The following is a 26,168-nucleotide window of genomic DNA, read 5'->3' on the forward strand; positions in this document are numbered from 1 at the left end:
CGGTTGACATAGCCTGTTGTCGGAGCCGGTTGCGAAAGGCCCCCGCACAGCAAGTTCTGCGGCGAATTATTTGCGCGGAGGACGTTCGATGCTGCATCGCTTTCAGTCGCGTGGGCTCGGCGCGGCAGCTGCTCCGCAGAGCACCGCGCCGCCACGTTCGGAGTTCGAGCCGATCGAGGACATCCGCGCCTCGTTCATCGACAAATTCCAGAGGCGGCGGATCGAGGCCGGCGAGAAGCCCGCCGCCCTGAGGCGCAGCCTGAACGGACAGCCGATCGACGAGCCGGACCATCCGCGCTGATGGCCTCGCGGCAAGTCTCGTGCGACGCCTCCGTTTTTGGACAATCCCTTTTGATATCGAGGTCAGACGATGATCGATCCAAACGCAATTGCAGCGTTGAAAGTCTATCCGCCCATCGGCGTCGCCCGCGTTGGCAACGCGCAAGGCGCCGGCGACTACGTCATCGGCCCCGAGATGATCGGCGGTGCGTCGACCTTGCCCGGCACGACGCCGGAACAGCCGGCTCGCTTTGTCGAGGACTTTCGCACCGCGAACGGAGAGATCAAGCGGCAAGCCGCGCGCTTCCGCATCTACGCCCACATGAAGGACGGCAGCGTGCAGGAGGTGACCGCTGCATCCGCGAAGATCGAGTGGCGCGTCTGCATCGCAAACCTCAAGGCCGGCTGGTACGAGTTCAACCAGGCAATGGACCTCGGCCCGCTGAGCCAGAACGCGTTGCAGCGAAATCGCGAGCTGGTTTTGCCGGACGCCAGGTGGAAGCTCGACATCACGCCAACCCCGCGAAGCATCGCGGGGCAGGGGGCTGGCCCGATCAGGCTGGACGATGGCGCGTTCTGGGCTTCGCCGGTCTATCTCGGCGAGCTTCGTACCGATGAGGAGGGGCGGCTGATCTTCCTCGGCGGCAATGGAGTTTCGCGGCCTTTCCGCAAAGGGACCCGGCCCCTGACTTTCGCCAACAATCCAGGTTGGCACGATGACGTCAGCGACGGGCCGGTGCGGGCGCAAGTGACATTTGCGGGGCATGCACCGATCGATGCGGAGCCCGGCTATGTCTGCGTTACGCCGCCGAATTACGCGCCGGGGCTGTTCGGTCTCGTCACGATGGACGACGTGGTGCGGGAAGTGTTCTACGACAAGGGCTGGATTCCACGACCGGTCAAGACCTCGTTCGTCAACGACGTGCAACCAATCTTTCAGCGCCTGACCGGACTGCAATGGGTCAACCACGGGCTCTTCGTCGTTCATGGTTTTGGCTCGCCGCTCGACGCGCAGAATGCGCAAGTCCTCGCCAAGCTCAACGACGCGTCTGCTGCGAATGCGGCGTGGCGCGCGGCCGTGCTGGCGTTGTTTCGCGATCCAGGCGCGAGCGGCGCACTGATCGAAGATCAGATAGCGCAGGTGTTCGGCGATGCGGTCGACCAATTCTTCGAAGGTCCGCCGAAGCCTTCGAATTCGCTGCTTGCCGTGACGAAGACCCAGTACGCGCACCTCAAGCGCTGGGCTGCTGGAACATTCGACGCCGACGGGCCGTCGCACCAGCCGCCGCAGGCGCAGGACTTCGATGCCCTGCCTCCCGAGGTCCAGGTCAAGCATCTCGAGCGCGCATCCTTGCACGATTGTCTCGGCGGCCCATTCCATCCCGCGATGGAGATGACATGGGTGATGCGGATTCCGCTGATGTGGGCATCGGCGTATCGGCTGAAGGTCCTGGCCGGTGAGCAACCAGCGCGGCAGGACTTCGGGGGTACTCTCACTCCGGCGGTCTGCACCGGCGCGAATGGTCCGCACGATGGTGTCGCAGCCGGCTGCCTCACCCGCTTCCTTGGCGTGCCGTGGCAGACTGATCATACCTCGTGCAATTCGGCGGCCGACTACTTCCCGTCGACGTTCCTGTCGATGCCGACGTTCTGGGGACCGCGTGCCCCGGATCAGGTTCTGGCAGACGGAAACTATCTGCGTGCGGCCGCCATCGCGCCTCTCGGCCAGGCGACGCAACAGCAGACCTTCAAGCACCTGATGAACCGGGTCGACTGGTTGCGCGACATCCGCGGCAACGATTACTATGACCGCCTGTCGAACATGATTGCGGAATGGTCCGAGCTCGGCATGGTGTTGCCGGTGAAGAACGCGCCTGCATCTCTGCCGGTGCAGGATCTGCGGGTCGAGCAGGGACGCCGCGACAGCAGCGGGCCGATCGATGTCACGGCCGATCCGAAGTACCACGCGGTCGAAGACATGGAGAGCCTTTTCTTGCCGCAGACGACGGCAGGCCTGGCGCAGCGGCGCGGTGCACGCAAGACGGCTCCCCCGCCGAAGCGGACCTATCGCCCGGGCGAGATCTGACCTTGGACGTGCTGCGCACCGACTGTCTCGTGGTCGGCGCGGGGCCTGCCGGCTTGACCGCCGCACGCCTGCTGGCCCTTAGGGGCCGCACGGTCATTGTCGCAGATTCCGGCGTCACGCCGACGACGCGGCTTGAGCTGCTTGCTCCGGCCTCGCTCGTCACTGTCGCGGCGGTGGGACTTGAACATCTGCTCGACGATCCGGCGATCGCCCGAGCCTGTCTCGGGATTCGACGAACACACCGTTCGGGCGCGTCGGACTACGAGGACTTTCTGCGTCATCCCTGCCGCGTCGGGTATGTGGTCGATCGCGGCCGTTTCGACCAGCGCCTTCGCGACGAGGCTGTCGCCGTCGGGGTTACATTTTACGGGCTGCGCGCAATCGGCGTCACGCCGGACCGCGGCGTTATCTGTCGTGCGAGCGATAGCGCTCGGACGAAGCTCGTCCTTGCGGAGATCGTTGTCGATGCAACGGGGCGCGCCGCCGCGATTGCGCGGCGCCGGGGCGCGCGCGTGGCCGCCCGGGATCGCATGGTCGCCGAACTGGTCGAGGATGCGGCTGACGGCGCGACGGCCGGTTCCGCATCGTGGCTCGAATACAGCAGCGATGGACCGACCTGGTCTTACCGCATCAGTGGGCCGCGAGGGCGTGTGCAGACTTGGCGCATTCGCAGATCCGGCACACCGGCTGGAGATGCGCTGCTCAGCGTGGACGCGTCGGCTTGCCTCCTCTCGGAGGCCGCGGGCGAAGGTTGGATTGCAGTGGGCGATGCGGCGATGGCGTTCGATCCGATTGCCTCTCAGGGGCTGTTCAACGCATTGTCGTCCGCTTTGGTCGCGACGGGTGCGCTGTTGTCGGCTGATCGGCTGAGCCCGACCTCGGCGCGATTGTATTCCGACGCGGTCGCCACAACATTCCTTCACTGCGAAGCAGGCCGTATCAGCGTCTATGGCACCATGCCTCCGGCGCCGCAGTCATGGGCCGATCCGGCAAAAACGATCGCGCAATGAAGCATGATTTCGCAGGCCGATCGGGCTCCGAAGCCCGCTCCACGCTTTTCGGGATGATCCTCTAACCCTGCAGCCGGGGAACGAGACGTGTCGCGTTCCGATGGCCGATCGCATCGAGATCGTCTGTCGAGAGGCCAAGCTTCTGCAACTGCGCGAACTGGCCAAGGCTGAAGTACGGATAGTCGCTGCCATAGGTGATCTGCGAGGCGGGCACGAGCTTGAGCAGCGCGGCCATGGACGGCGCGAAAGTCGCATTCGCGGTGTCGTAGTGAAGCCGGCGTAGTTCGCCTTCGATTCCGTCCGGCGCAAACTCCTTCAGGTCGGGCCGCGCCCCATAGAATGAATTGATGCGCCCGGCCATCATCGGTATCGTGCCGCCGGCGTGCGAGAATAGCCATTTGATGTCGCGGTGGCGGGCGAATGCGCCGCTGAGCAGAAGGCTCGTCACGGTCCGTGTGGTGTCGTGCGGGACTTCGATCACCGCCGGGAACGTGCCGACACTGAGCGCGCTACAGCAACTCGCGACCAGCGGATGCACATAAACGACCGCCTTGCGACGGTTCAGCTCCTCGAACACCGGCCTGTAAGCGGCATTGCCGAGCCATTTGTCGCCGTAGCTGCTTTGCAGCCCGATCCCGTCCGCCTTCAGCGTGTCGAACGCATATTCGATCTCCCTGAGCGTGGCATCGACGTCCTGCATCGACAAGGTCGCGAACAGGCCGAAATGGCCCGGATGGTCGCGCATCATGTCCGCCGCGTACTCGTTGCAGGCGCGCGCGAGCCGGCCGGCTTCCGCCGGCCCGAGGTCGAACCACACGCCTGGCGTGGAGGCGACCGACAGGATGCCTGTGCGTATGCCATTGCGGTCCATGTCCTCGACGAGCTTCTCGCGGGTCCAGGCCACCTGGCCGGGAAAGTGCGGCTGCTTGCGTGCGTCTTCGTAGCCAAGCCAGAGCTTTTGATACTCAGGCGGATAGAAATGAAGGTGAGTATCGATCAGCGCCGGCTTGGTCTGTCCGTGCACCGCAACGGCGGGGACGGCCGCGGCCAGGCCAAGTGCACCAACGCCCGCGAGGAAGCCGCGGCGCGACGAGGGCGGGCCGTAGCAGGTGGGGCAGGCGTGATGCCCTCGAGATTTTTGATCCCATTTGTTCATGTTGCACGTCTCCCGTGACGAACTGGCAAAGCCAAGGCCTGTGGTGCTTCTATCGGCAGAACGTTTCGTCCCTCCGCTGTCTGTGGTGCGGCCGCAGCGGGGCAATGATTGTTGGGGATTGGAATACGCCGATTTTTCGTCGCCGAACGATGCCTCGCGTCACGCCTGTGCATCGCCGCCGCAACTTTGTGTGAACGCCTCTCCAATTCTCCCGCGAGATGCTCCCTGATGTCGCGAGGTTGACCCGTCGGGCGAAACACTGGCAAAATGCGATGGCGGCGAAGATTTGCGATGACCGCAATCACTTTCAGTGAGTGGATCGATGAAGTCTGACAGGGATGGCATCAACCTCGCGGCCAAGCCAAGCGGAACGGGTTGCGCGGAATGCTCGGCTGCTGGCGGATGGTGGTTTCATCTTCGCAGATGTGTCGAATGCGGTCACATCGGCTGCTGTGATACGTCACCCAATCAGCATGCAACGAAGCATAACGCGGCGACGGGTCACCCGATCATCACGAGCTTCGAGCCGGGCGAACGGTGGTTTTACGACTATCGCACGGGACAGCCCTTCGCGGGCCCGAAGCTGCAAGGCCCGCACGCGCATCCGTTGGACCAGCCGGTGCCCGGGCCGGACGGCGCGGTGCCTCCGGACTGGCAATCGCTGCTGCATGAATAGGTCGCAGCCTCTGGCAACTGGTCCATAGCAGACGAGCGCGTTTAGCAGCGGGGCTGCTTCCGGGCATCGCGCGTGAACTCACGGGCGGACGTCTTGCGCGAACTCTCGGCACCCGTGAATCCCCCATTGGAACCCTCACTGGTGTCCGTGACGCCGGATCAGCGACATTGCAAATGCAACGCGATCCTCGCGAAGATGAAATTCTCACGCAACGTAGCATCGAGATATTGCCCTCCCGACGTTCTGCAGGAGCCTCATTGCGCGTGAGGACTACAGATCGTTTGCATCGATCGCCGCCGCCTCAGCCGGGCCTTCGCGGATATCGAAAGGAGAACGCCTGTGCAGCCTGCTCTCGACCATCCTGCTTCCACGCCATATTGTTCTATGCCTTCACCACCGACCGACATCGAGGTCACGAGAAGGGATGACGGCACCCTGATATTGCGATCGCGGATTATGCTCGCTGGAGTGAGCGGGACGATTTGCGCATACCTTCCCCACTGGGCTCAGGAAACGCCGGACCGCGTCTTTCTCGCGCAACGAACCCGCGACAATGCATGGCAGTCGATCAGCTATGGCGAATTCTGGTCTCGAGTGCGCTCGGTCGGGCAGGCGCTGATTGATCGGGGTGGCGCAGCGGGCGATACGCTGGCCATCCTGTCCGGCAATTCGATCGAGAATGCGGTGATCCAGTTCGCCGCGATGTCGATCGGTCTGCAGGTTGCGCCGATCTCGCCAAGCTACAGTCTTCTGCCAGGTGGCCTCAGCCGCATCGAAGACATCGCGAAGGTCCTCACGCCGAAGTTTGTGTTTGCCCAGAAGGCGGATCCCTTCGTGCAAGCCCGTGCCATCCCCGGCTTTGCGCAGGCCGAATGGATAACGGCGGAAGAGGCGGCGGATACCACGCCGCTGTCGGAGCTATCCGCCGCGACACCGGGTCACGCGTTTGAGGCGGCGTTCGCAGCACTCGGACCGGAGACCGTCGGCAAAATCCTGTTCACGTCGGGATCGACCGGCTCTCCCAAGGGAGTGATCAATACCCATCGCATGATGTCGAGCGTGCTGCAGATGGCCGCTCAGGTCACGCCGGTCTCGCAGCCCCTGGTTCAGATCGAATGGCTGCCCTGGCATCATACCATGGGCTGCAACGTCATACTGAATGGGATTCTGAAGAACGGCGGCTCTCTCTATATCGACGATGGCCGACCGACGCCCGAAGCGTTTCATCGAACAATCGCCAATCTGCACGACGTCTCTCCGACGGCCTCATTCAATGTCCCAACCGGTTACGCGTTGTTATGCGCCGCGCTCGGCGAGGATCCAGACCTGAGGCGGAAGTTCTTCCATCGCATCGACAGAATGATTTTCGGGGGCGCGGCGATCCCGGCGGCCGTAATGGCAACGCTTCAGGAATATGCAATCGAAGTCCGCGGCGAGCGAGTTCCGATTTTGGCCGGATACGGCGCCACGGAAGCCGGGCCGACCATCTGCGTGTCTTATCGACCGTGCGAAGCGCCGGGAGAGATCGGCTTGCCGGCACCCGGCATCGAACTCAAGCTGGTTCCGGCGATGGACGGTTACGAGGCGCGGGTCCGTGGCCCGAACGTCATGCCCGGTTATCTCGGATTACCCGAATTGTCTGCGGCGGCATTCGACGAAGAGGGCTTCTATCGGGTAGGCGACGCGGTCTCGTTCATCGATCCCGCCGATCTCTGCCGCGGCCTGAGGTTTTCCGGGCGTCTCTCGGAGAATTTCAAAATGATGACAGGCACGTGGGTGCTCGTCGGCGAGCTGCGTGCCGCCATCCTGGACCGGATGGGCGGCGTGCTGCAGGATCTGGTCATCGGAGGCGAGGGCCGCGATTCTCTCGTCGCGCTGGTATGGCTCAATCCGGACCGTGCAAGGCGACATGCTAACGGCGCAGCAGGCGCGGATTCCGGTGACACCCTTTCATTGGATTCCGGCGTTCGCGCATACGTCCATCGGGTCTTGACCGAGCATAACCTAGCGGCAGCGACCAACGCGCGGATATCGGCCGTTGCCATCCAGATCCAGCCGCTGTCGCTCGCGGCAGGCGAGACAACGGACAAGGGCTACATCAATCAGCGCGGGGTCCTGAAGAACCGTTCCGCCATTCTCGACAGTCTCTATAGCGGAGCAGCCTCGCCGCACATCATCCGGCTTGCCTCTCATCCACGCGCGTTGTCGACGGCAGGAAATGCAGTCACGTCGACTGATGCATGACCAGAGAGCCCGGCCGCCGACCTTCCGAGCGTGTTTCTTAAAGGGACCGCCTCTGCGTCATTGACGGCGGCGACGCCAGTAGATTTGGACGAGTGTGCGGCGAACGCCGCAACCCCAACGCGCCGCCGCGGCGATGCCGCAGCCGGCCCTGCCTTTCATTCAACCCGCGAAGCCCAAATTCTCACCATTGGCCTCGGCTTGCTCATTTCGGCGGCTTGGAATATGTATAGACATGCGGTCCATCATCGCGGCCGCAACATCACGTCAGTCAACACCGAGGTCGGCCCCGATGTGATCCTGATGGACGAGCCGTTCGGCGCTCTCGATGCCCAGACCCGTATGGTGATGCAAAGCGATCTCCAGACGTTGTCGATGGAAGCCGGCGCCACCGCTAGGTCCAAAGTCAGAGCGCAAAATAGACGGTCATCGCTGTAACGATCAGGCCCAGCACAACGGCGAGCACCAGTTCTGTCTTGATGCCGCCGGCGGAATGAGATTGTGCGTCGTCAATCATTCGGCCAGTCCTGATGAAGCGAAAGAGCGAAATCACGATGATTGCGATCCCGATCGCGATCAGCGCGAGGCCGTCATAGTGACTGAACGCTCCCGTGAAGCGATCGAATTGCAGTCGGGACCCGATCTCCGTCCTGTTGGCTTCAGCGATAGTTCGGACGAAGAGGTTGAATTTCTCGACGACAAAGCCAAACGCGATGATTGCGATGCCCGTCCTGACCCAGGCGAGAAAAGTCCGCTCGTTTGCCGCGTGGTCTGAGTATCTCTCAATCATCGAGACCTCTCTGGTTGCTGTCGATGGGGTTCGTCGCGCGCTATTCCCGCAGGAGCGGAGCGGCGGGGCGCAATGTATGCGAAGCCAGGGCAAGCCCTCAGAACTGATACCGCCGCAGCCCCCCATCCACCGGGATCACCGTCCCCGTGATGTACCGCGCCACCGGCGACGCCAAAAACACCGCGAGCGCTGCCAGATCCTCCGGCTCGCCCCAATAGCCGACCGGGATTTCTTCTTCGGCAAAGCGCTCGCGATAACCCGGCGGATAGTTGCGGCGGATCTGTTCGCTCATGATGCGGCCGGGCGGGATGCAGTTGATGGTGATGCCGTGCTCGCCGATCTCGCGCGACAGGCCCTTGGCCCAGGCGTGCACGGCGGCCTTGGCGGCGAAGGCGGCGTTGAGTCCCTCCGGCTCGGACTTGCCGGTGATGTTGACGATGCGGCCCCATTTGCGTTCGATCATCTGCGGCAGCAGCGCATGCGCGATGCGGCGGTAGCTGGTGAAGTTCAGCGCGATCGCCTCGTCCCATTTGCTGTCGGGCGCATCGACGGGAAGGGGGCGGCTGCCGCCGGCATTGTTGATGAGGATGTCGACATGGCCGAGCTCCTTTTGCGCAAAGGCCGCGATGTTCTCCGCGGCGTCCTTCGCCATCACGTCCTGCTCGAACGACGTGATCAGGCCGGAGCCGACTTCCTTCACCAGCTCGGCAAGGAGATCAGTGCGCCGCGCCACGCCGACGACGCGGACGCCTTCGGCAGCCAGGCCCTTGGCGATGGCGCGGCCGATGCCGATGCTCGCTCCTGTCACGACTGCGGTTTTCGATTTGAGCCCGAGGTCCATGGTCACACGCTCTCTTGTTTGCTTTTTGCTTCTTGTCGTTCGTTTCCTGCCCGTCCCGCCGGCTTCGCGAATTGCCTGAGCGGGACGAGCAGTGGTAACCAAGAGCCTCGACGAAGGAAACACGAAAAAGAAAAGGCGTTGAGCAATGGTCTGGGATCCGCAGCAATACCTGAAATTCTCCGGCCATCGGCTTCGGCCCGCCGTCGACCTCTTGATGCGGATTCCGGATTTCGCCCCGCGCGCGATCGCCGATCTCGGGGCAGGGGCCGGCAACGTGACAAAACTGATCAAGGAGCGCTGGCCGGACGCGACCGTGACCGGTGTCGAGGGCTCGGCCGAGATGGTGGCCGCCGGCCGCAAGGCGGCGCCGGATGTGGAATGGTCGCACGAGGATCTCGGCCATTGGCGCCCCGCCAGGCAATACGATTTGATCTATTCCAATGCCGCACTGCACTGGCTGCCCAATCATGCGGCGCTGTTTCCGTCGGTCATGGAGAAGGTGACGCCCGGCGGCATGCTTGCGGTGCAGATGCCGCGCAACTTCCTCGCGCCATCGCATGTGCTGATCGGCGAGACGGCGCTGAACGGTCCGTGGCGGTCAAAGGTAGAGCATCTCGTTACCCCGCCGCCGGTCGAAGGGCCGGCCTTCTATCATGATTTGCTCGCGCCGCTTTCCCAGAACGTTGACATCTGGGAGACCGAATATCTGCAGGTGCTCGAAGGCGACAATCCCGTGAAGGAATGGACCAAGGGGACCTGGCTGACGCGCTATCTCGACATCCTGCAGGGCGACGAGAAGGCCGCGTTCGAGGCCGCCTATGGCGAGCGGGTGGCGAAGGCCTATCCGAAGAATGCGGCGGGGCAGACGCTGTTTCCGTTCCGGCGTCTGTTCATGGTCGCCCAGCGCAAGGGCTGATCGCACTGCCGCAATGCGACATAAACCGTTCGCAACCCGGGACTGGAAGCGGGTCCCGGGTTGCGCGGACAACAGCCATCAAGCTAGCTTGCCTGCGGCAAATTGGGCTTAGGTCTAGTTGTTCGGGTGGTGGATTGCTGCCACTACTGGGCTGCAAACCGGGCTGCAAAACAAAAAGAACCCGGTTTTAGAGGTTGTTGGGAGGTTACTTCATGCGCAAGCTGCTTCTTGCGGTCGCCGCCGCAGCTATTCTTGTGACCCCAGCGGTGGCACAGGCCCAGAGCCCGATCGTCATCAAGTTCAGCCACGTCGTCGCCAACGACACCCCGAAGGGCAAGGGCGCGCTGAAGTTCAAGGAACTCGCCGAGAAGTACACCGACGGCAAGGTCAAGATCGAAGTCTATCCGAACTCCTCGCTCTACAAGGACAAGGAGGAGATCGAGGCGCTTCAGCTCGGTTCGGTGCAGATGCTGGCGCCCTCGACTGCGAAATTCGCGCCGCTCGGCATCAAGGAGTTCGAGGCGCTCGATCTGCCCTGGCTGTTCAAGGACGACGAGACCTATTCCAGCGCGATGAAGGGCACGATCGGCAAATGGCTGTTCCAGAAGCTCGAGGCCAAGGGCATCACGGGGCTCGCCTATTGGGACAACGGCTTCCACATGGTGTCGTCGAACCGCGCGTTGATGAAGCCTGAGGATTTCAAGGGCCTGAAATTCCGCATCTCCGGATCGAAGATCGCCGACCAGTATTTCCGCCTGATGGGCTCGATCCCGCAGATCATGGCGTTCTCCGAAGTCTACCAGGCGCTCCAGACCGGCGTGGTCGACGGCTGCGAAAACACCGCGTCGAACTACCTGACCCAGAAGTTCTACGAGGTGCAGAAGGACATCACAGTGTCCTATCACGCGCATCTGCAATATGCGGTCATCGTCAACTCGAAATTCTGGTCCGGCCTGCCGCCCGACATCCGCACCCAGCTCGAGAAGGCGATGGTGGATGCAACCGAGTACACCAACCAGATCGCGCACCAGGAGAACGAGGACGCGCTGGCCGAGATCAAGAAGGCGGGCAAGACCAAGCTGCATTATCTGACTGACGCCGACCGCAAGGCGTGGCAGGAATCGATGCGGCCGACTTATACATGGGCAAAGGGTCGGGTCGGGCAGGAGGTGCTCGATCTCGTCGCCAAGGAACTCGACGTCAAGATGAACTGACGCGTTTTCCGCAAGGACAATACGAACGGTCGGGAGTGTGCGCACTTCCGGCCGTTTCGCATCGATAGGGGGACTTTGATTTGCTTCGCGTGCTCAATCAGGCGCTCAACCATCTCGAAGAATGGCTGATCGCGACGCTCATCGCGGCTGCAACCGGGTTGATCTTCATCGCCGTGGTGCACCGTTACGGCGCAGGCGAATCGATCGTCCTCTCCAGATGGGCGGCTGCGCACGGGATGAACTGGCTCGCGACGCTGTCGATGGCGGTGTTCACCTTCCTGTCCGAGCTCGACCTGTCCTGGGCGCAGGAACTCTGCATCTACATGTTCATCTGGATGGCGAAGTTCGGCGCAGCCTATGGCGTGCGCACCGGCATCCATGTCGGCGTCGACCTGCTCGTCAACCGCCTGCCCGAACATTCGCGCAAGCACGTGATCCTGTTCTCGCTGCTGTGCGGCGCGCTGTTCACGGGCATGATCGCGGCCTTCGGCGCCTCCTTCGTCGCCGAGATGTTCAAGACCGGCCAGCAGTCCAATGATTTGGAAGCGCCGATGTGGTTCGTCTATCTGGCGATCCCGCTCGGCTCGGGCCTGATGTGCTTCCGCTTCCTCCAGGTCTCGTGGTCCTACTACTGGACCGGCCATCTGCCGCATCATGACGAGAGTCATGTCGAGGGCGTGGAGGCCGACGTCTCGCCCGCGCTGCATCCGCAGCCCGCCGGCGCGGCGACCAGGGCGGCCGCGCGAAAAGTGTCGCCGCTCGGCGTCATCCTGATCATGGCGCCGATCCTGATCTTCGCGATGTGTCTCGCCGAGAAGTTCGGCGTTGTGGTGCTGCCGCACTGGATGCGTGCCGCGACCGTGTTCGCGCTGCTGATCGCGCTGATGCTGACCGGCATCCCGGTCTCGATCGCGCTCGGCCTCACCGTGATGACGTTCCTGTTCACGCTGACCACAGTGCCGATCGAAGCCGTCTCGATGAAGCTCTTCACGGGCATCGAGGGGTTCGAGATCATGGCGATCCCGTTCTTCATCCTCGCCGGCAATTTCCTCACCCATGGCGGCGTCGCGCGCCGCATGATCAATTTCGCGACCTCGCTGATCGGCCACTGGCACGGCGGTCTCGGCCTTGCCGGCATCGTCGCCTGCGCGATGTTCGCGCTGGTCTGCGGCTCGAGCGTCGCGACCGTTGCCGCGATCGGCGCGATCGTGCTGCCGGAGATGGTCCGCCACGGCTATCCCATGCATTTCGGCGCCGGCATCATCACCGTTGCCGGCTCGCTCGGCATCCTGATGCTGCCGTCGATACCGAAGATCGTCTATGCGGTCTCCACCAATACCTCGATCGGCGCGCTGTTCGTCGCGGGCCTGCTGCCGGGCATCATGCTGACGACGATGCTCTGCATCGTCACCTGGTGGCTCGCACGCAAGCGCGACTATCCACGCCTGCCGAAGGCGAGCTGGGGCGAGACCGTCCGCACCTTCCGCGAGAGCATCTGGGGATTGATGCTGGTCGTCATCATCATCGGCGGCATCTACAGCGGCCTGTTCACCGCCACCGAGGCGGCCGCGATGGCTGCGGTCTACTCCTTTGTCATCGCGGTGTTTGTCTACAAGGCGATCAAGATCGTGGACGTGCCGCGGGTGCTGCTGCGCGCCGCCAACACCAGCGCGATGCTGCTCTACATCGTCACCAACGCGGTGCTGTTCTCCTTCGTGCTCTCCAACGAGAACCTGCCGGCGACCTTGGCCGACTGGATCGCGGCGCAGAACCTCGGCTGGGTCGGCTTCCTCTTGGTCGTCAACATCCTCTTACTGCTCGCCGGCAACTTCATGGAGCCGAACTCGATCATCCTGATCATGGCGCCGATCCTGGCGCCGGCGGCCAAGAAGCTCGGCATCGACCTCGTGCATTTCGGCATCGTGATGGACGTCAACATGGAGGTCGGCCTCTGCCATCCGCCTGTCGGGTTAAATCTCTACGTCGCCTCGATGATAGCGCGCATGCGAATAACCGAGCTCGCGGTCGCCGTGTTGCCGTGGCTCATCACCATGCTCGGCTTCCTCGTCATCGTGACCTACTGGCCCGATCTGACGCTGTGGCTGCCGCGGGTGCTGGGGATGCATTAGCCTATGCACGACCGGGACATGGCTAACGCGCGGTAAACCCGCACACTCAAATGCCATCGCTGTGCTGGGAACCCATTTTACGGGTCTGCGGTAGAAGCATGCCAGCGGATGGGGCTGGCATGTTCTTCAACAGAATGGAATCCGGACGGGCGTCGATTTCGGACGCCGTCTATATGGAAGTCATCACGGGCCTTCACGGCACGACGATGCCCACCATTCTTGCGGCCGCCTGCCAGGCGATGGTCGGTGCGATCACGACCTATGAGACCGGCGACATCGTGACGGCCGGCCTGACGGTTGCCGGTGTGGTGGTGGCCATTGTCCGCCTGTTCGAGATATTCGCTTTCCGTCGCCGCCTCTCATGTCCGCCGCAGCTCGGTCGGGCCGAGGCCGCGCGCTGGGAGCGGCGCTATGTTGCCGGCACCGTTGCAACGGCATCCGTGCTCGGCGTGTTTGCCGCGCGCAGCATCGTGCTGGGTGATGCACTCTGTTCCGTGATGGCGATTGGCATCGGCTTCGGCTTTGGCGCCGGCGTGGTGGCGCGGCTGGCGCTGCGTCCCGTCGCGGCGCTGCTCGATCTCGTCGCAATCGCAGCGCCTGCTGCGATCGTGACCTTCATGCAACCCGATCTGCGCCATGTCGGGCTCGGGCTCCTCATCCTGATGTATGTGGCCGCGAGCTTCGAGATGGTGCGGCTGAGCTTCAATGCCTCGATCAACCAGATCACGCTCAAGCGGCAGTTCGAGCAGCTCTCGCGCCTGGACCCGATGACCGGCGCGTCCAATCGTTCGGTGCTGGCCACGGACCTGCCGCAGATGCTGGCGGCCGGGATGATTGCCGTCCATACGCTCGACCTCGACCGCTTCAAGGAGGCGAACGACCGGTTCGGCCATCCCGTCGGTGACGCACTGCTGAAGCAGGTCGCCGGGCGGCTCAAGGCGCTCGCCGCGCAGGATGACCTCGTGGTCCGGATGGGCGGCGACGAGTTCGTCCTGGTGCAGCGTGCGGCGGCTGATGCGGAAGCGATGGCGCAGCGCATCGTGCAGTCGATCAGCGCGCCCTATGATATCGACGGACAAATGATCGAGCTCGGCGTCAGCGTCGGCGTCGCCGTCGCGCCGGACGACGGGCGCACTGCCGAGGCGCTGTTGTCGCGCTCCGACAAGGCGCTATATCGGGCCAAGCAGGAACGCGGCGGCTATGTGCTGGCGCGGGATTTGCGGATGGCGGATGCGACCGCATCGGGCCAGACCTTGGCGGAAGAGCTCGCTGCGTAAGCCACGCGGACGGTGCACCCTCTCCCCTTGTGGGAGAGGGTGGCTCGCCGCGCAGCGGCGAGGCGGGTGAGGGGTTTCTCTCCGCACAAACAGTCTTGCGGGCGGAGATATACCCCTCATCCGGCGCTTCGCGCCACCTCTCCCACAAGGGGAGAAGGGAAGAGGCATCTCGCTCGATTTCGGCAGTCTCCTCCGATAGCAATCACCCGCGAGATGCGGTTAGATGTTCGCACAGGCCGGGAGGAAACAAGAATGACCAGCAACGAGCCGAAGGACGCAACACCCTCCGTCACCGCGCAGCATGATGCGATGCTGAATGCGCTGCCGTTTTCCGACACGCGGGATTTCGACGATGCCGCACGTGGCTTCCTTGGTACGATCGAGAATGCGGAGATCGCCAACCCGCAGGGGCGGACGGTGTGGAGCCTGAAGCCCTATGGCTTCCTCTCCAGCGAGACGGCGCCGCCGACCGTCAATCCGAGCTTGTGGCGACAGGCGCGGCTCAACATGCATCACGGCCTGTTCGAGGTGGTGCCCGGCGTCTACCAGGTGCGCGGGCTCGACATCGCCAACATGACGCTGATCGAGGGCGACAGCGGCGTCATCGTCGTGGACACGCTGACGTCGATCGAGGGCGCACGTGCCGCGCTCGATCTCTATTACAGGCATCGTGGCCAGAAGCCGGTGGCCGCCGTCATTTTCACCCACACCCATACCGACCATTGGGGTGGCGCGCGCGGCGTGCTGGAGGAGGACGCGCTGGCAACCGGCGCCGTGCCGATCATCGCGCCGAACCTGTTCATGGAGCATGCCGTCTCCGAGAACATCATCGCGGGGCCGGCGATGCTGCGGCGGGCACAATACCAGTTCGGGCCGTTCCTCGCCAAAGGCGTGCGGGGGCAGGTCGACAACGGGCTCGGCAAGTCGATGGCGGCGGGCGCCGTGGCACTGCTGCGTCCGACCGACCTGATCATGGCGACCGGCGACAGGCGCGTGATCGACGGCGTCGAATTCGAATTCCAGATGGCGCCGAACAGCGAAGCGCCGGCGGAGATGCACTTCTTCATCCCGCGCTACAGACTGTTGAACCTCGCCGAGAACTGTACGCACAATTTCCACAATCTGCTGCCGTTCCGCGGCGCCGACGTGCGCGATGCGCTGGCGTGGTCGAAGTACCTCAACGAGGCCTTGCGGCTCTGGGACGGCAAGGCCGAGGCGATGTGCGGCCAGCATCACTGGCCGGTGTGGGGGCGCGAGCGGATCGGCACGATGATCCGCCAGCAGCGCGATCTCTACAAGTTCGCGCATGACCAGACCATCCGCCTGATGAACCACGGCCTCACCGCCGCCGAGATCGCCGAGACGATCCAGTTGCCGAAGAGCCTGGAGGGCGCCTGGCACGGCCGCGGCTATTACGGCCACATCCGGCACAACGTGAAGGCGATCTACCAGAAATATCTCGGCTGGTACGATGCCAACCCGGTCAATCTCGATCCGCTGCCGCCGGTGGAATCCGGCAAGAAGTATGTCGAGTACATGGGCGGCGCCGAGGCCATCCTCGCGCGCGCACGCAAGGACTTCGACAAAGGCGAGTTCCGCTTTGTCGCGCAGGCGCTCGGCCATCTCGTCTTCGCGGAGCCGGAGAATGAAGCGGCGCGTCTGTTGCTCGCGGATACGCTCGAGCAGCTCGGTTATGCCGCCGAGAGCTCGACCTGGCGCAACGCCTATCTGTTCGGCGCGCAGGAGCTGCGTCAGGGCATGCCCAAGACCCCGCCGCGTCCGCCAATGCCGCGCGAGACGCTGGCCGCGCTACGCACCGAGCAGCTCTGGGACGTGCTCGGCATTCGGCTCAACGGCCCCAAGGCCGAGGGCAAGCACATCGTGCTGAATTGGAGCTTTTCCGATACCGGCGAGATCTTCGTGCTCAACCTGGAGAATTGCGCGCTGACTTATACGGAGGGCGTGCAGGCGGAAGGCGCGGACGCCAGTTTCACGCTCGCGCGCGCAACGCTCGATGAGGTCATCGCGAAACTGACGAGCTTTCCGGAAGCGGTCGCCGCCGGCAAGATCAAGCTCGCGGGCAACCCGATGCGGCTTGCCGAGCTGATGGGCCTGATGGACGAATTCCCGCGCATGTTCGAGATCGTCGAGCCGAAGCGGGCGGTGGTGAGTTAGGGCGCCGCCGCCGCCACGTTCTTGCTGGCATCGCCCTCCGCACGCTCGCTGTCATCGCCCGGCTTGACCGGGCGATGACAGTATTCCTGAGACCGCAGTGCTTGAGCCGAGAAGTCGCGGAGTACTGGATGCCCCGGTCAAGCCGGGGCATGACAGTGTGTCGTGAGGTGAAAGCGGCCCTTACTCCGCGCTGCTCACCAGCTTGATCCGCGGCGCCTGCGCTTCCGTCAGGCTGCGATAGGCCGCGAGATAATCCAGCGCCATCCGCCGCGCCGTGAAGCGCTTCTCGAACTGCTTGCGGATGGCCGCGCGATCGAGTTGCGGCAGGCGCTTGACGACGCCGGCAGCGCTGATGATGTCCTCGACCACGAAGCCGGTGAGGCCCTCATCGATGATCTCGGGCACCGAGCCGCGGTTGAAAGCGACGACCGGTGTGCCGCAGGCCATGGCTTCGATCATCACGAGGCCAAACGGCTCCGGCCAGTCGATCGGCAGCAGGAGGCCGAGCGCGCCGCTCAGGAAGTCGGATTTCTCGTGGTCACCGATCTCGCCGATGAAGTCGACCAGCGGATTGTTCTGGATCATCGGCTTGATCAGCTCGTCGTAATAGTCCTGGTCGGCGCGATCGACCTTGGCCGCGATCTTCAGCGGGATGCCGCAATGCATCGCGATCTTGATGGCGCGGTCGACGCCCTTCTCGGGCGCGATGCGGCCGAGCACGGCGAGATATTCCTGCTTCGCCGGCTTCGGCGTCAGCAAGTTCTCCGGCAGGCCGTGGTGGATCGTCGTCACCCAGTTCGCCTGCGGCACCGGCCTGCGCTGCGCGTTCGAGATCGAGATGACAGGCATTTTCGAGAAGGTGTTGAACACGGGCTGATGCTCCGGCAGGTCGAGCCGGCCGTGCAGCGTGGTCACGAACGGGGTCGGCTGCCGGTGGAACAGGGACCACGGATAGTAATCGAGATGGAAGTGGAGGAAGTCGAACTCCTCGTCGTCACATTTCTGCCGCACGCGCTCCAGGAGCACCATATGCAGCGCGTTGGGATCGCGCACGGAACCGTCGAGACGAAGCGCCCGCGGCCAAAGTGCGTCGAGCTTCGCCGACGTCTGCGAGTCGCCGCTGGCGAACAGGGTTACATCGTGTCCAAGGGCAACCAACTCCTCCGTCAACCAGTGCACCACCCGCTCGGTGCCGCCATACAGCTTGGGTGGAACAGCCTCAGTCAACGGAGCTACCTGCGCGATGCGCATCTCGCCATCTCCTCTGTGATCATAGAAGTTAAACCCCCGCCGTGTCTCGGCACCGGCATGCCAGACGAGGGAACGTTCTCGCAATTGCGAAGTTCCTTCAACGAACGTTACTTCTTCGACACACTTCAGTCGGCCGCGATGCTGCCATCTCCTCTTCTCACATCGTCCGCATCCGCATGTCGTGATGGCCCGGCCCGGGAACCGAGGCGAAGCGGTCGATGTTCAATCGGCTAATAGAAAAATCGAAATCAATACGACGGGGTCGCAGTCACATGGATCATCTTTCTGGTTACGCGCGCAGGCCATTTGCCTTTGTCTTGCGCTATCTGCGACGACGGCCGGCATCGCATCTCGTGATCCTGACCGCTGTCGTTGCAGCCGTTGCCTGTTCCGTGGGCACGCAGTACGGCGTCAAATCCCTGGTCGACAGCCTGTCCGCTGGAACTTCGCACGGTGGCAGCGTATGGCTGGCATTCATTTTACTCATGTCGCTGATCGCGGCGGACAATTTCCTGTGGCGGATCGCGAGCTGGACCGCGAGCTTCACCTTCGTTCGTGTCACGGGTGATTTACGCCGTGACATATTTCGTCATCTGACCGGACACGCGCCGAGCTATTTCTCGGATCGCATGCCGGGCATGCTGACGAGCCGTATCACCGCGACCTCAAACGCGGTGTTCACGGTCGAGAACATGTTCGTCTGGAATGTGTTGCCGCCGTGCATCGCCACAATTGCGGCCATCGGGCTGATTGGAACCGTCAGTCCCTATATGGCACTCGGCCTGATCGTGGTCGCGGGCGGTATGGTGATAGCGATGTTCCATCTGGCCGCGGCCGGCAAGCCGCTGCATGACGACTTTGCCGACAAGGCCGCCGTCGTCGACGGCGAGATGATCGATGTCATCAGCAACATGCCGCTGGTCCGCGCCTTCTGCGGCATCAGCCATGAGCACGAGCGGTTCGACGCGACGGTGAACCGGGAACTGACCGCGCGCGGCCGTAGCCTGCGTTATCTGGAAAAGCTGCGGCTCACGCATGCCGGCATAACGGTCGTCCTGACGGTGGCGCTGATGGCCTGGGCAATCACGCTCTGGCAGCAGGGCGAGGCGACCACCGGCGATGTCGTGCTGGTCTGTACGCTCGGCCTCTCCATTCTCAACGCGACGCGCGACCTCGCGGTGGCGCTGGTCGATGTCACCCAGCACGTCGCGCGCCTGACCGAGGCGATCGCGACCCTGCTCATGCCGCATGAATTGCGCGATCATCCCGAGGCCGAGCCGCTGATGAAGAGCGGCGCCGCGATCGCATACAACAACGTCACCTTCGGCTATCCCGGTGGCGAGAAGATTTTTGAACGGTTCAGCCTGCGGCTTCAGCCCGGCCAGCGCGTCGGCCTGGTCGGCCAGTCGGGCGGAGGGAAATCGACCCTGTTCACGTTGCTGCAGCGGTTCTACGATGTCGATGAAGGCAGCGTGACCATCGACGGCCAGGATATTTCCAAGGTGACCCAGCTAAGCCTGCGTGAAGCCATCTCGGTCGTGCCGCAGGATATATCGTTGTTCCATCGCTCGATCCGCGAGAACATCCGCTACGGCCGTCCGAACGCGACCGACGACGAGGTGCTGCGCGCGGCGATCGCGGCGCGCTGCGATTTCATCGATAGCCTGCCGGAGGGCCTCGACACCATGGTCGGCGACCGCGGCGTGAAAATGTCCGGCGGCCAGCGCCAGCGCATCGCGATCGCGCGGGCCTTCCTGAAGGACGCGCCGATCCTGCTGCTCGATGAGGCCACCGCCGCGCTCGACAGCGAATCCGAGGAGGCGATCCGCGAGGCGCTGTTGCGCCTGATGCGCGGCCGCACCGTGATCGCGATCGCGCACCGGCTGGCGACGCTGCGCAATTTCGATCGCGTCCTGGTGCTGAAGAATGGCAAGATCATCGAGGACGGCGCGCCCGACCGCCTGATGCAGGGCCACGGTCCCTACCGTGAGCTGGTGACGCAGGAGATGAGCCGGCTGGCGAAGTTCGCCGCGTAAGTCCAACAGTTGCGTTTGCGTTGGTCGCGTTCGAAAAATAGGCCGCAGGGGAGCAGCTCATGGCAGCCGAAGCCGTAACCCAGATCATCTCGGTAGCGCAGACGGAGGAGGCCGTCGCGGAGCAGGCGTTCTACATTCCGATGACGGGGCCCGCCGCGCGGCCCCGTCGGTCGCTCAAGCACGACGACACCTTCATCGTGCTGGACAGCCATGGCGATATCGGCGCCTCCGCGGGCGGGCCGGACGGCCTGTTCAACCACGACACGCGCTATCTGGCGCGGCTGGAGCTCGTGCTGGACGACCTCCAGCCGCTGCTGCTCGGCTCGAATCTGCGCGACGACAATTCGGCCCTGACCGTCGATCTCACCAATCCCGATATCTATCGGCAGGGCCGCATCGTGCTCCAGAAGGACCTGCTGCACATCGTGCGCACGATCTTCCTGTGGCGCGGCACGGCCTATCAGCGCATCGGCGTGCAGAACCATGGCGACCGTCGCGCCAGCCTGGAGCTGACGCTGCTGTTCGACTGCGATTTTGCCGATCTGTTCGAGGTGCGCGGCGAGCGGCGCCCGCACCGCGGGACCGGCACCAGCAAGTTGCTCGGGCCGACCGACGTGCTGTTCCACTATCGCGGCCTTGACGATGCCGTGCGTACCACCGGCCTGCATTTCGACCCGCGTCCGACGCGGCTGTCGGTGAATGCCGCGACCTGGCAGCTCGATCTGGACCCGCACCAGTCGAAATCCCTGTTCGTGGCGGTGTCCTGCAACCGGCCGATCGCGGAGAAGCCCGCGCGCTTTTTCAGGGGCCTGCTCGCCCATCGCCGCGAGATGCGCCGGTCGACGATGGGCATGGCCAACATCGAGACGTCGAACAACATCTTCAACCAGGTGCTGTGCCAGGCCATGGCCGACCTCAACATGCTGATGACGGAGACGCCGCAGGGGCGTTATCCCTATGCCGGCATTCCCTGGTACTCGACGACGTTCGGCCGCGACGGCCTGATCACCGCGCTCCAGATGCTGTGGATCGATCCGCGGGTCGCGAAGGGCGTGCTGCGGCGGCTCGCGCATTTTCAGGCAGAGACGGTCGATCCGCTGAACGATGCGGCGCCCGGAAAAATCCTGCACGAGATGCGTGGCGGCGAGATGGCTGCGCTCCGCGAGGTGCCGTTCGCGCAATATTACGGCAGCGTGGATTCGACCGCCTTGTTCGTGCTGCTCGCCGGAAGCTATTTCGAGCGCACCGGCGACGAAAAGACCCTGACCGAGCTGTGGCCGGCGATCGAGGCGGGGCTGGCCTGGATCGACGGCCCGGGCGACCCCGACAGGGACGGCTTCGTCGAATACCAGCGCGCCACCGAAAAGGGCCTCGCCAACCAGGGCTGGAAAGACTCTTATGACGCGATCTTCCATGCCGATGGCCAGCTTGCGGAAGGCAATCTCGCCCTTGCCGAGGTGCAGGGCTACGTCTTTGCTGCCAAGCAGCTCGCCGCACGTTGTGCGCTGCGGCTCGGCAAGCCGGACCTCGCCAGAAAGCTCGAGACCGAGGCCAAGGCGCTGGCCGAGCGGTTCGAGAAGGCATTCTGGTGCGAGGAGCTCGGTACCTATGCGCTCGCGCTCGACGGCGGGAAGCGGCCCTGCAAGGTGCGGACGTCCAATGCCGGGCAGGTGCTGTTCAGCGGCATGATCCGCGAGGACCGCGCACGTCTCGTCGCCGCCGATCTGATGGCGCCGCACTTCTTCTCGGGCTGGGGCATCCGCACGGTCGCGCAAGGCGAGGTGCGCTACAATCCGATGTCCTATCATGACGGCTCGATCTGGCCGCACGACAATGCGCTGATCGCGCTCGGGCTCGCGCGCTACGGGCTCAAGCATTCGGTGGCACATCTCTTCAAGGGTTTGTTCGACGCGGCGACCTACATGGACCTGCGGCGGCTGCCCGAATTGTTCTGCGGCTTCCGGCGCGAGAAGCGGCGCGGCCCGACGCTCTATCCGGTCGCCTGCGCGCCGCAGGCCTGGGCCAGCGCGACGCCATTCACGCTGCTGGAGGCCGCGCTCGGCATCGAGTTCGACGTCGCGCGCGGCGAGATTCGCCTGCGCAATCCGCATCTGCCGGCGTTCCTGAACGAGGTGATCCTGCGCGATCTGCGCCTGGGCAGTTCCAGCGTGGATCTGCGCGTCAGCCGTCACGGCGACGACGTCGCGCTGGAGGTCTTGCGCACGCGCGGCCAGATCCAGGTCTCGATCGTGCTGGCGCGCTAGCGGCGCGCCGGGAGGAGGGTTCATGCGTACCGCCGGATGGTTGGTTCTGAGCGCGGCGATCGTCGCGGGATTGACGGTCGCCGCATCGCGTGCCGCGGAGGAGCCGCCCGCGGGCCCAACGACGCCCCCCAGCGAAGCGAACGCGCCGGCCACGGTGCAGCCGCCGGCTTCAACCGTGCCGGTCACGCCGAAGGACGCCGCTCCGCCGCCGTCCGTGACCATCATCGGTGCGAGCGACGCCCATGGCGTGCTCGGCCGTGACGTGCGCAGCGCCGCCGACGAGGATATGGGCCGCATTGTCGACATCATCGTCGACCGCGCCGGCCGTGTGCGCGCCGCCGTGATTGATTTCGGCGGTTTCCTCGGCGTCGGCAGCCGCAAGATCGTGGTGGACTGGAACGCGATGCGGTTCGGCAAGATTGCCAACAAGAAGGACAGCATCACGCTGGAATTGACCAAGGCGCAGGTCGCAGCCGCGCCGGAATACAAGGAAGACACGCCGATGGTGGTGCTCGGCGCGTCCGGCAGCCTGCAGCCGCTGCAAGCGATTCAGTGAGGCGCGGGGAGGGATGGCCGCCGGTGCTGTTGTCGAGGAAGCGGAACCACGCAGATCGCGATAGCCGCGTTGAACGGTACAAGGTTGCCGCGCCGCCGCCTGCGGGCCTTCCGGCGCCGTCGCGCCAGAGCCTGCGCGGCCTCGACTGGTTCATCTTCTTCCTCGCCGACGTTCAGACCGGGTTCGGTCCCTTCATCGCGGTCTACCTCACGACGCAGAAATGGACTCAGGTCGAGATCGGCCTCGTGCTGTCGATCGGTGGCATCGTCGCGCTGATCGGACAGATGCCCGGTGGCGCGATCATCGATGCCGCGAAGTCCGAGCGGCTGGTCGCAGCGCTTGCGATAGCGACCATCGGCTTCTGCGCGCTCGCCTATGCGGCGATGCCGATCTTCCCCGTGGTGGTTGCTGCGGCCACGCTGCATGCGGCGGCGAGCTGCGTGCTGGGGCCGGCGATCGCGGCGATCAGCCTCGGCCTGGTCGGTCCGCTTGCGATCGGCGAACGGCTCGGCCGCAATGCGCGCTTTGCGTCCCTCGGCAACGGCGTCGCCGCCGCCGTGATGGGCACGGCCGGCTATCTCCTGTCGAGCCGCTCGGTGTTCCTCGTCACCTTCCTGCTCGCGATTCCGACCCTGATCGCGCTGTCGCGCATCCGCGAGGAGGAAGTCGACATCGCGCGCTGTCACGGCGAGATGCCGCGCGAGGCGCCGGTTCCAGGCGACACCAATCTCTGGCACCTGATCCGGCAACGCCCGCTCATCGTCTTCGCGCTGAGCGTGCTGCTGCTGCAATTGGCGAACGCCGCGATGATGCCGCTGATGGCGAGCGCGGTGACGGCGCGGTCGAGCCAGTGGGCAACCGTGCTCGTCGCCTTCTGCATCGTCGTGCCGCAGGCGATTGTGGCGCTGCTGTCGCCGACGGTCGGGCGCAAGGCCCAGCTCTGGGGCCGGCGCCCGCTGCTGCTGATCGGATTCGCTGCGCTGACGATCCGGGGCCTTCTGTTTGCGACCGTGCGCGATCCCTATCTGCTGGTCGCGGTGCAGGTGTTCGACGGCATCACGGCGGCGGTGTTCGCGGTGATGATCCCGCTGATCGTGGCCGACGTCGCCTTCGGCAGCGGCCATTTCAATCTGGCGCAAGGCATTGTCGGGACGGCGACCGGCATCGGGGCGTCCTTGAGCACGGCGCTTGGCGGCTATGTCAGCGACAAGTTCGGCAATGCCACCGCCTTCATCGGGCTGTCCGGCGTCGCCGCGACCGGGCTTTTGCTGATCCTCTTTGTGATGCCGGAAACCCGGCGCACCGGCATGATCGCGCCGAAAAGAATGGCCGGCTGAACGAATTCAGCCGGCCAAATTGGGTGGGGAAGACAGAAATCAGGCGTCGAGATTGTGCAGGCGCTGGCGGTTGCGCAGCACGATCTGGCGGGCGCCGGAAAATCCCAAAATGCCCTGGGCGTGAAGCTGCGACAGCGCGCGCGACACGGTCTCCAGCGTGAGGCCGAGATAGTCGCCGATGTCGCGGCGGCACATCGGCAGTGCCATCATGCCGGCTACCGCAAGGCGGCGGTCCATCTCGAGCAGGAAGGTTGCAACGCGCTCCATCGCGGTCTTGCGTCCGAGCAGCAGCATGTGGTCCTCGGCGTGACGTAGTTCGCCGGCGGTCATGGCCCAGAGCTTGCGCGCGACCTGCACATCGGTGCCGGCGGCCTTCTCCAGGCTCGCGCGCTTCACCAGGCGCACGGTCGTGTCGATGATGGCTTCAGCGGCGAGGCGGTGGCTGGGACCGGATTCGAGGCCGAACACGTCACCGGGAAGATGGAAGGAGCCGATCTGGCGGCGGCCGTCGGAGAGCAGCTTGTAGCTGCGCACCGCGCCGGTGATGACCTGGTAGACATATTCGGCCGGCTCGTCCTCGCCGTAGATCTCCTCGTCCTTGCGGTAGGAGAACTCCGTGGCGACGAGGCCGGCGATCGCGCCGAACTGGTCGGAGACGGGATGGGCAGGGGCAATCTTGGCACGAACTTGGGTGTTGATCGCCTGGGTGTTGAGTGTCTCGGTCAGCATCTGCGCCATCTCCGTTGTGATGACGCTTTGGTACGCGGGTTCGGGCGCTTCGAAAATTTCGCGAGATATCTTAAGGGAGGTTACCTACGTAGAACCCCGTAGGTCAGTTGCCGCGGCCGCCCTGGATGGCGTGGCGGATGGACTTGACCAGGGTTTCGTCGAGAAGCGGCTTCAAAATCACGTCCTTGACGCCTGCGGCTGCCGCCCGGGCCGAGATATTCCCATCGGGATAGCCGGTGATCAGGATCACGGGCGTGCCCTCGTCGGACTGGCGCAACCGGCCGGCCAGCTCGATGCCGTTGATGTCGGGCATCTTGTAGTCGATCACGTAACAGTCCGCGCCGGGCGCGCCGCTGGCATTCAGCAGGGCCGTGGCATTCCTGAAGGTCCGCACGGCAAAGCCGTCGGTTTCCAGCAGGAATTGCAGGGATCCCAGCACGGCGGCATCATCGTCGACCACGTAGACGGTGGGCTTTGCGGATGACGTCACTGGAAGCCGCTGATGGTGCGAGCCGATCTCGATCATCCCATCTGGCTAGCACGGCCCGGGAGAATGATTTTGACTTGCCTCAATCCGATTTGCCTCAATCCTTCAACATCCCGGCGCGCATCGCTAGCCGGACCAGCTCCGAGAGGCTATTGGCCTGCATCTTGGTCATGACGTTGGCCCGGTAGACCTCGATGGTGCGGGGGCTGATGTCGTATTCACGGGCGATCAGCTTGTTGGAGAGGCCCGCGATCAGCCCTTCCATGACCTGGCGCTCGCGCGGGCTGAGGGAGGCGACGCGGGCGGCGATGTCCTGCGAGATCGCCTCGTTCTTCGCCGCCGGCTCGGCCTGGCGGATCGCCGTCTCGATCATGGTGGTGAGGCGGTCGTCCTCGAACGGCTTCTCGAGAAAGTCGACCGCCCCCAACTTCATCGCCTCGACCGCGAGCGGCACGTCGCCATGGCCGGTCATGATCAGGATCGGGAACGGGCTTTGCTGCGCCTTCATCCGCTTCAACAGCTCGATCCCGTCGATACCAGGCATGCGCACGTCCGAGACGACGCAGCCGAAGGCAAGGCCGGGCAGGACATCGAGGAAGGCTTGCGCATCGTCAAACAGGGTGACGCCGAAGCCGGAGGAATCCAGCAGGAAGTTCAGCGAGTCCCGCATCGCCTCGTCGTCATCGATGACGTAGACATGTCCCTTGGTCGTCATGGA

At 64.1% G+C, this 26,168-nt stretch carries 22 protein-coding genes and 1 pseudogene; 16 read left to right on the top strand and 7 right to left on the bottom strand.

Features of this window, described 5'->3' with window-relative positions; all coding sequences use genetic code 11:
• Window positions 1–88: 88 nt before the first annotated feature.
• From AB7245_RS11905 to AB7245_RS11915, 3 genes are all read left to right on the top strand, one after another.
• Window positions 89–301 (top strand): hypothetical protein, encoded by a 213-nt coding sequence (locus AB7245_RS11905; RefSeq protein ID WP_085404479.1) that lies wholly within the window; start codon window positions 89–91, stop codon window positions 299–301.
• Between the two features lie 69 nt (window positions 302–370).
• Window positions 371–2,365: a LodA/GoxA family CTQ-dependent oxidase gene (locus AB7245_RS11910; RefSeq protein WP_085404478.1), complete on the top strand. Its 1,995-nt coding sequence runs from the start codon at window positions 371–373 to the stop codon at window positions 2,363–2,365.
• 8 nt (window positions 2,366–2,373) lie between these two features.
• Complete coding sequence (locus AB7245_RS11915) at window positions 2,374–3,375, top strand: NAD(P)/FAD-dependent oxidoreductase (RefSeq protein WP_354114756.1); 1,002 nt, start codon at window positions 2,374–2,376, stop codon at window positions 3,373–3,375.
• A gap of 61 nt (window positions 3,376–3,436) precedes the next feature.
• On the opposite strand, the gene AB7245_RS11920 is transcribed toward AB7245_RS11915, so the two are convergent.
• Complete coding sequence (locus AB7245_RS11920; RefSeq protein WP_085404476.1) at window positions 3,437–4,531, bottom strand: amidohydrolase family protein; 1,095 nt, start codon at window positions 4,529–4,531, stop codon at window positions 3,437–3,439.
• A gap of 322 nt (window positions 4,532–4,853) precedes the next feature.
• On the opposite strand from AB7245_RS11920, the gene AB7245_RS11925 reads away from it, so the two are divergent.
• The 3 genes from AB7245_RS11925 to AB7245_RS11935 all read left to right on the top strand — a co-directional run bounded on the left by AB7245_RS11925 (window position 4,854) and on the right by AB7245_RS11935 (window position 7,886).
• On the top strand, window positions 4,854–5,207 hold the full coding sequence (locus AB7245_RS11925) for a UBP-type zinc finger domain-containing protein (protein WP_085404475.1): 354 nt from the start codon (window positions 4,854–4,856) through the stop codon (window positions 5,205–5,207).
• A 468-nt stretch (window positions 5,208–5,675) separates the two neighbouring features.
• Window positions 5,676–7,451, top strand: a complete 1,776-nt coding sequence (locus AB7245_RS11930) for an AMP-binding protein (RefSeq protein WP_245344242.1) — start codon at window positions 5,676–5,678, stop codon at window positions 7,449–7,451.
• Window positions 7,452–7,511: 60 nt separating this feature from the next.
• Window positions 7,512–7,886, top strand: coding sequence for a hypothetical protein (locus AB7245_RS11935; protein ID WP_135215070.1), 375 nt, complete (start codon window positions 7,512–7,514; stop codon window positions 7,884–7,886).
• Here the strand turns inward: AB7245_RS11935 and AB7245_RS11940 are convergent.
• Both AB7245_RS11940 and AB7245_RS11945 read right to left on the bottom strand, forming a co-directional pair.
• Complete coding sequence (locus AB7245_RS11940; protein ID WP_028150113.1) at window positions 7,855–8,238, bottom strand: YidH family protein; 384 nt, start codon at window positions 8,236–8,238, stop codon at window positions 7,855–7,857. The two genes, AB7245_RS11935 and AB7245_RS11940, sit on opposite strands and share 32 nt — an antisense overlap.
• A 97-nt stretch (window positions 8,239–8,335) precedes the next feature.
• A complete protein-coding gene (locus AB7245_RS11945) occupies window positions 8,336–9,079 on the bottom strand; it encodes an SDR family NAD(P)-dependent oxidoreductase (protein ID WP_085404556.1) in 744 nt (247 codons plus the stop codon).
• 145 nt (window positions 9,080–9,224) lie between these two features.
• Here AB7245_RS11945 and AB7245_RS11950 point away from each other — a divergent pair, with 145 nt between their 5' ends.
• The 6 genes and pseudogenes from AB7245_RS11950 (at window position 9,225) to AB7245_RS11975 (ending at window position 16,790) form a co-directional block, all read left to right on the top strand.
• Entirely contained in the window at window positions 9,225–9,995 is a 771-nt protein-coding gene (locus tag AB7245_RS11950) for a methyltransferase domain-containing protein (protein WP_028150111.1), read from the top strand.
• Between the two features lie 212 nt (window positions 9,996–10,207).
• Window positions 10,208–11,209 carry a DctP family TRAP transporter solute-binding subunit gene (locus tag AB7245_RS11955; RefSeq protein ID WP_085404471.1) on the top strand — a complete coding sequence of 334 codons (1,002 nt, stop codon included), beginning with the start codon at window positions 10,208–10,210 and terminating at the stop codon, window positions 11,207–11,209.
• A gap of 260 nt (window positions 11,210–11,469) precedes the next feature.
• Window positions 11,470–11,814, top strand: a pseudogene (locus AB7245_RS11960) (TRAP transporter small permease); the annotation flags it as partial.
• Window positions 11,815–12,054: 240 nt separating this feature from the next.
• On the top strand, window positions 12,055–13,338 hold the full coding sequence (locus AB7245_RS11965; protein WP_321576422.1) for a TRAP transporter large permease: 1,284 nt from the start codon (window positions 12,055–12,057) through the stop codon (window positions 13,336–13,338).
• 119 nt (window positions 13,339–13,457) lie between these two features.
• A complete protein-coding gene (locus AB7245_RS11970) occupies window positions 13,458–14,615 on the top strand; it encodes a GGDEF domain-containing protein (protein WP_085404470.1) in 1,158 nt (385 codons plus the stop codon).
• 252 nt (window positions 14,616–14,867) lie between these two features.
• Window positions 14,868–16,790: an alkyl/aryl-sulfatase gene (locus tag AB7245_RS11975; protein WP_085404469.1), complete on the top strand. Its 1,923-nt coding sequence runs from the start codon at window positions 14,868–14,870 to the stop codon at window positions 16,788–16,790.
• A 180-nt stretch (window positions 16,791–16,970) separates the two neighbouring features.
• Here AB7245_RS11975 and AB7245_RS11980 read toward each other — a convergent pair whose 3' ends face one another.
• Window positions 16,971–18,041 (bottom strand): glycosyltransferase family 4 protein, encoded by a 1,071-nt coding sequence (locus AB7245_RS11980; protein WP_085404468.1) that lies wholly within the window; start codon window positions 18,039–18,041, stop codon window positions 16,971–16,973.
• Window positions 18,042–18,313: 272 nt separating this feature from the next.
• Here AB7245_RS11980 and AB7245_RS11985 point away from each other — a divergent pair, with 272 nt between their 5' ends.
• From AB7245_RS11985 to AB7245_RS12000, 4 genes are read left to right on the top strand one after another with little or no spacing between them, the layout of a single operon-like run.
• Window positions 18,314–20,077 carry an ABC transporter ATP-binding protein gene (locus AB7245_RS11985; RefSeq protein WP_085404467.1) on the top strand — a complete coding sequence of 588 codons (1,764 nt, stop codon included), beginning with the start codon at window positions 18,314–18,316 and terminating at the stop codon, window positions 20,075–20,077.
• 59 nt (window positions 20,078–20,136) lie between these two features.
• Window positions 20,137–22,341, top strand: a complete 2,205-nt coding sequence (locus AB7245_RS11990; RefSeq protein WP_439034250.1) for an amylo-alpha-1,6-glucosidase — start codon at window positions 20,137–20,139, stop codon at window positions 22,339–22,341.
• A 22-nt stretch (window positions 22,342–22,363) separates the two neighbouring features.
• Window positions 22,364–22,897, top strand: coding sequence for a PRC-barrel domain-containing protein (locus AB7245_RS11995; RefSeq protein ID WP_085404465.1), 534 nt, complete (start codon window positions 22,364–22,366; stop codon window positions 22,895–22,897).
• Between the two features lie 23 nt (window positions 22,898–22,920).
• Entirely contained in the window at window positions 22,921–24,234 is a 1,314-nt protein-coding gene (locus AB7245_RS12000) for an MFS transporter (protein WP_085404464.1), read from the top strand.
• A gap of 39 nt (window positions 24,235–24,273) precedes the next feature.
• Here AB7245_RS12000 and AB7245_RS12005 read toward each other — a convergent pair whose 3' ends face one another.
• The 3 genes from AB7245_RS12005 to fixJ form a co-directional block, all read right to left on the bottom strand.
• Complete coding sequence (locus AB7245_RS12005) at window positions 24,274–24,963, bottom strand: helix-turn-helix domain-containing protein (protein WP_085404555.1); 690 nt, start codon at window positions 24,961–24,963, stop codon at window positions 24,274–24,276.
• 103 nt (window positions 24,964–25,066) lie between these two features.
• Entirely contained in the window at window positions 25,067–25,489 is a 423-nt protein-coding gene (locus AB7245_RS12010) for a response regulator (RefSeq protein WP_135215071.1), read from the bottom strand.
• A gap of 58 nt (window positions 25,490–25,547) precedes the next feature.
• The gene (fixJ, locus tag AB7245_RS12015; RefSeq protein WP_028150099.1) at window positions 25,548–26,165 is read right to left on the bottom strand and encodes a response regulator FixJ; all 618 of its coding nucleotides are present in this window, start codon (window positions 26,163–26,165) and stop codon (window positions 25,548–25,550) included.
• Window positions 26,166–26,168: the final 3 nt, after the last annotated feature.

Source organism: Bradyrhizobium sp. 604_D8_N2_3, assembly GCF_051810765.1.
Lineage (GTDB): Bacteria > Pseudomonadota > Alphaproteobacteria > Rhizobiales > Xanthobacteraceae > Bradyrhizobium > Bradyrhizobium barranii.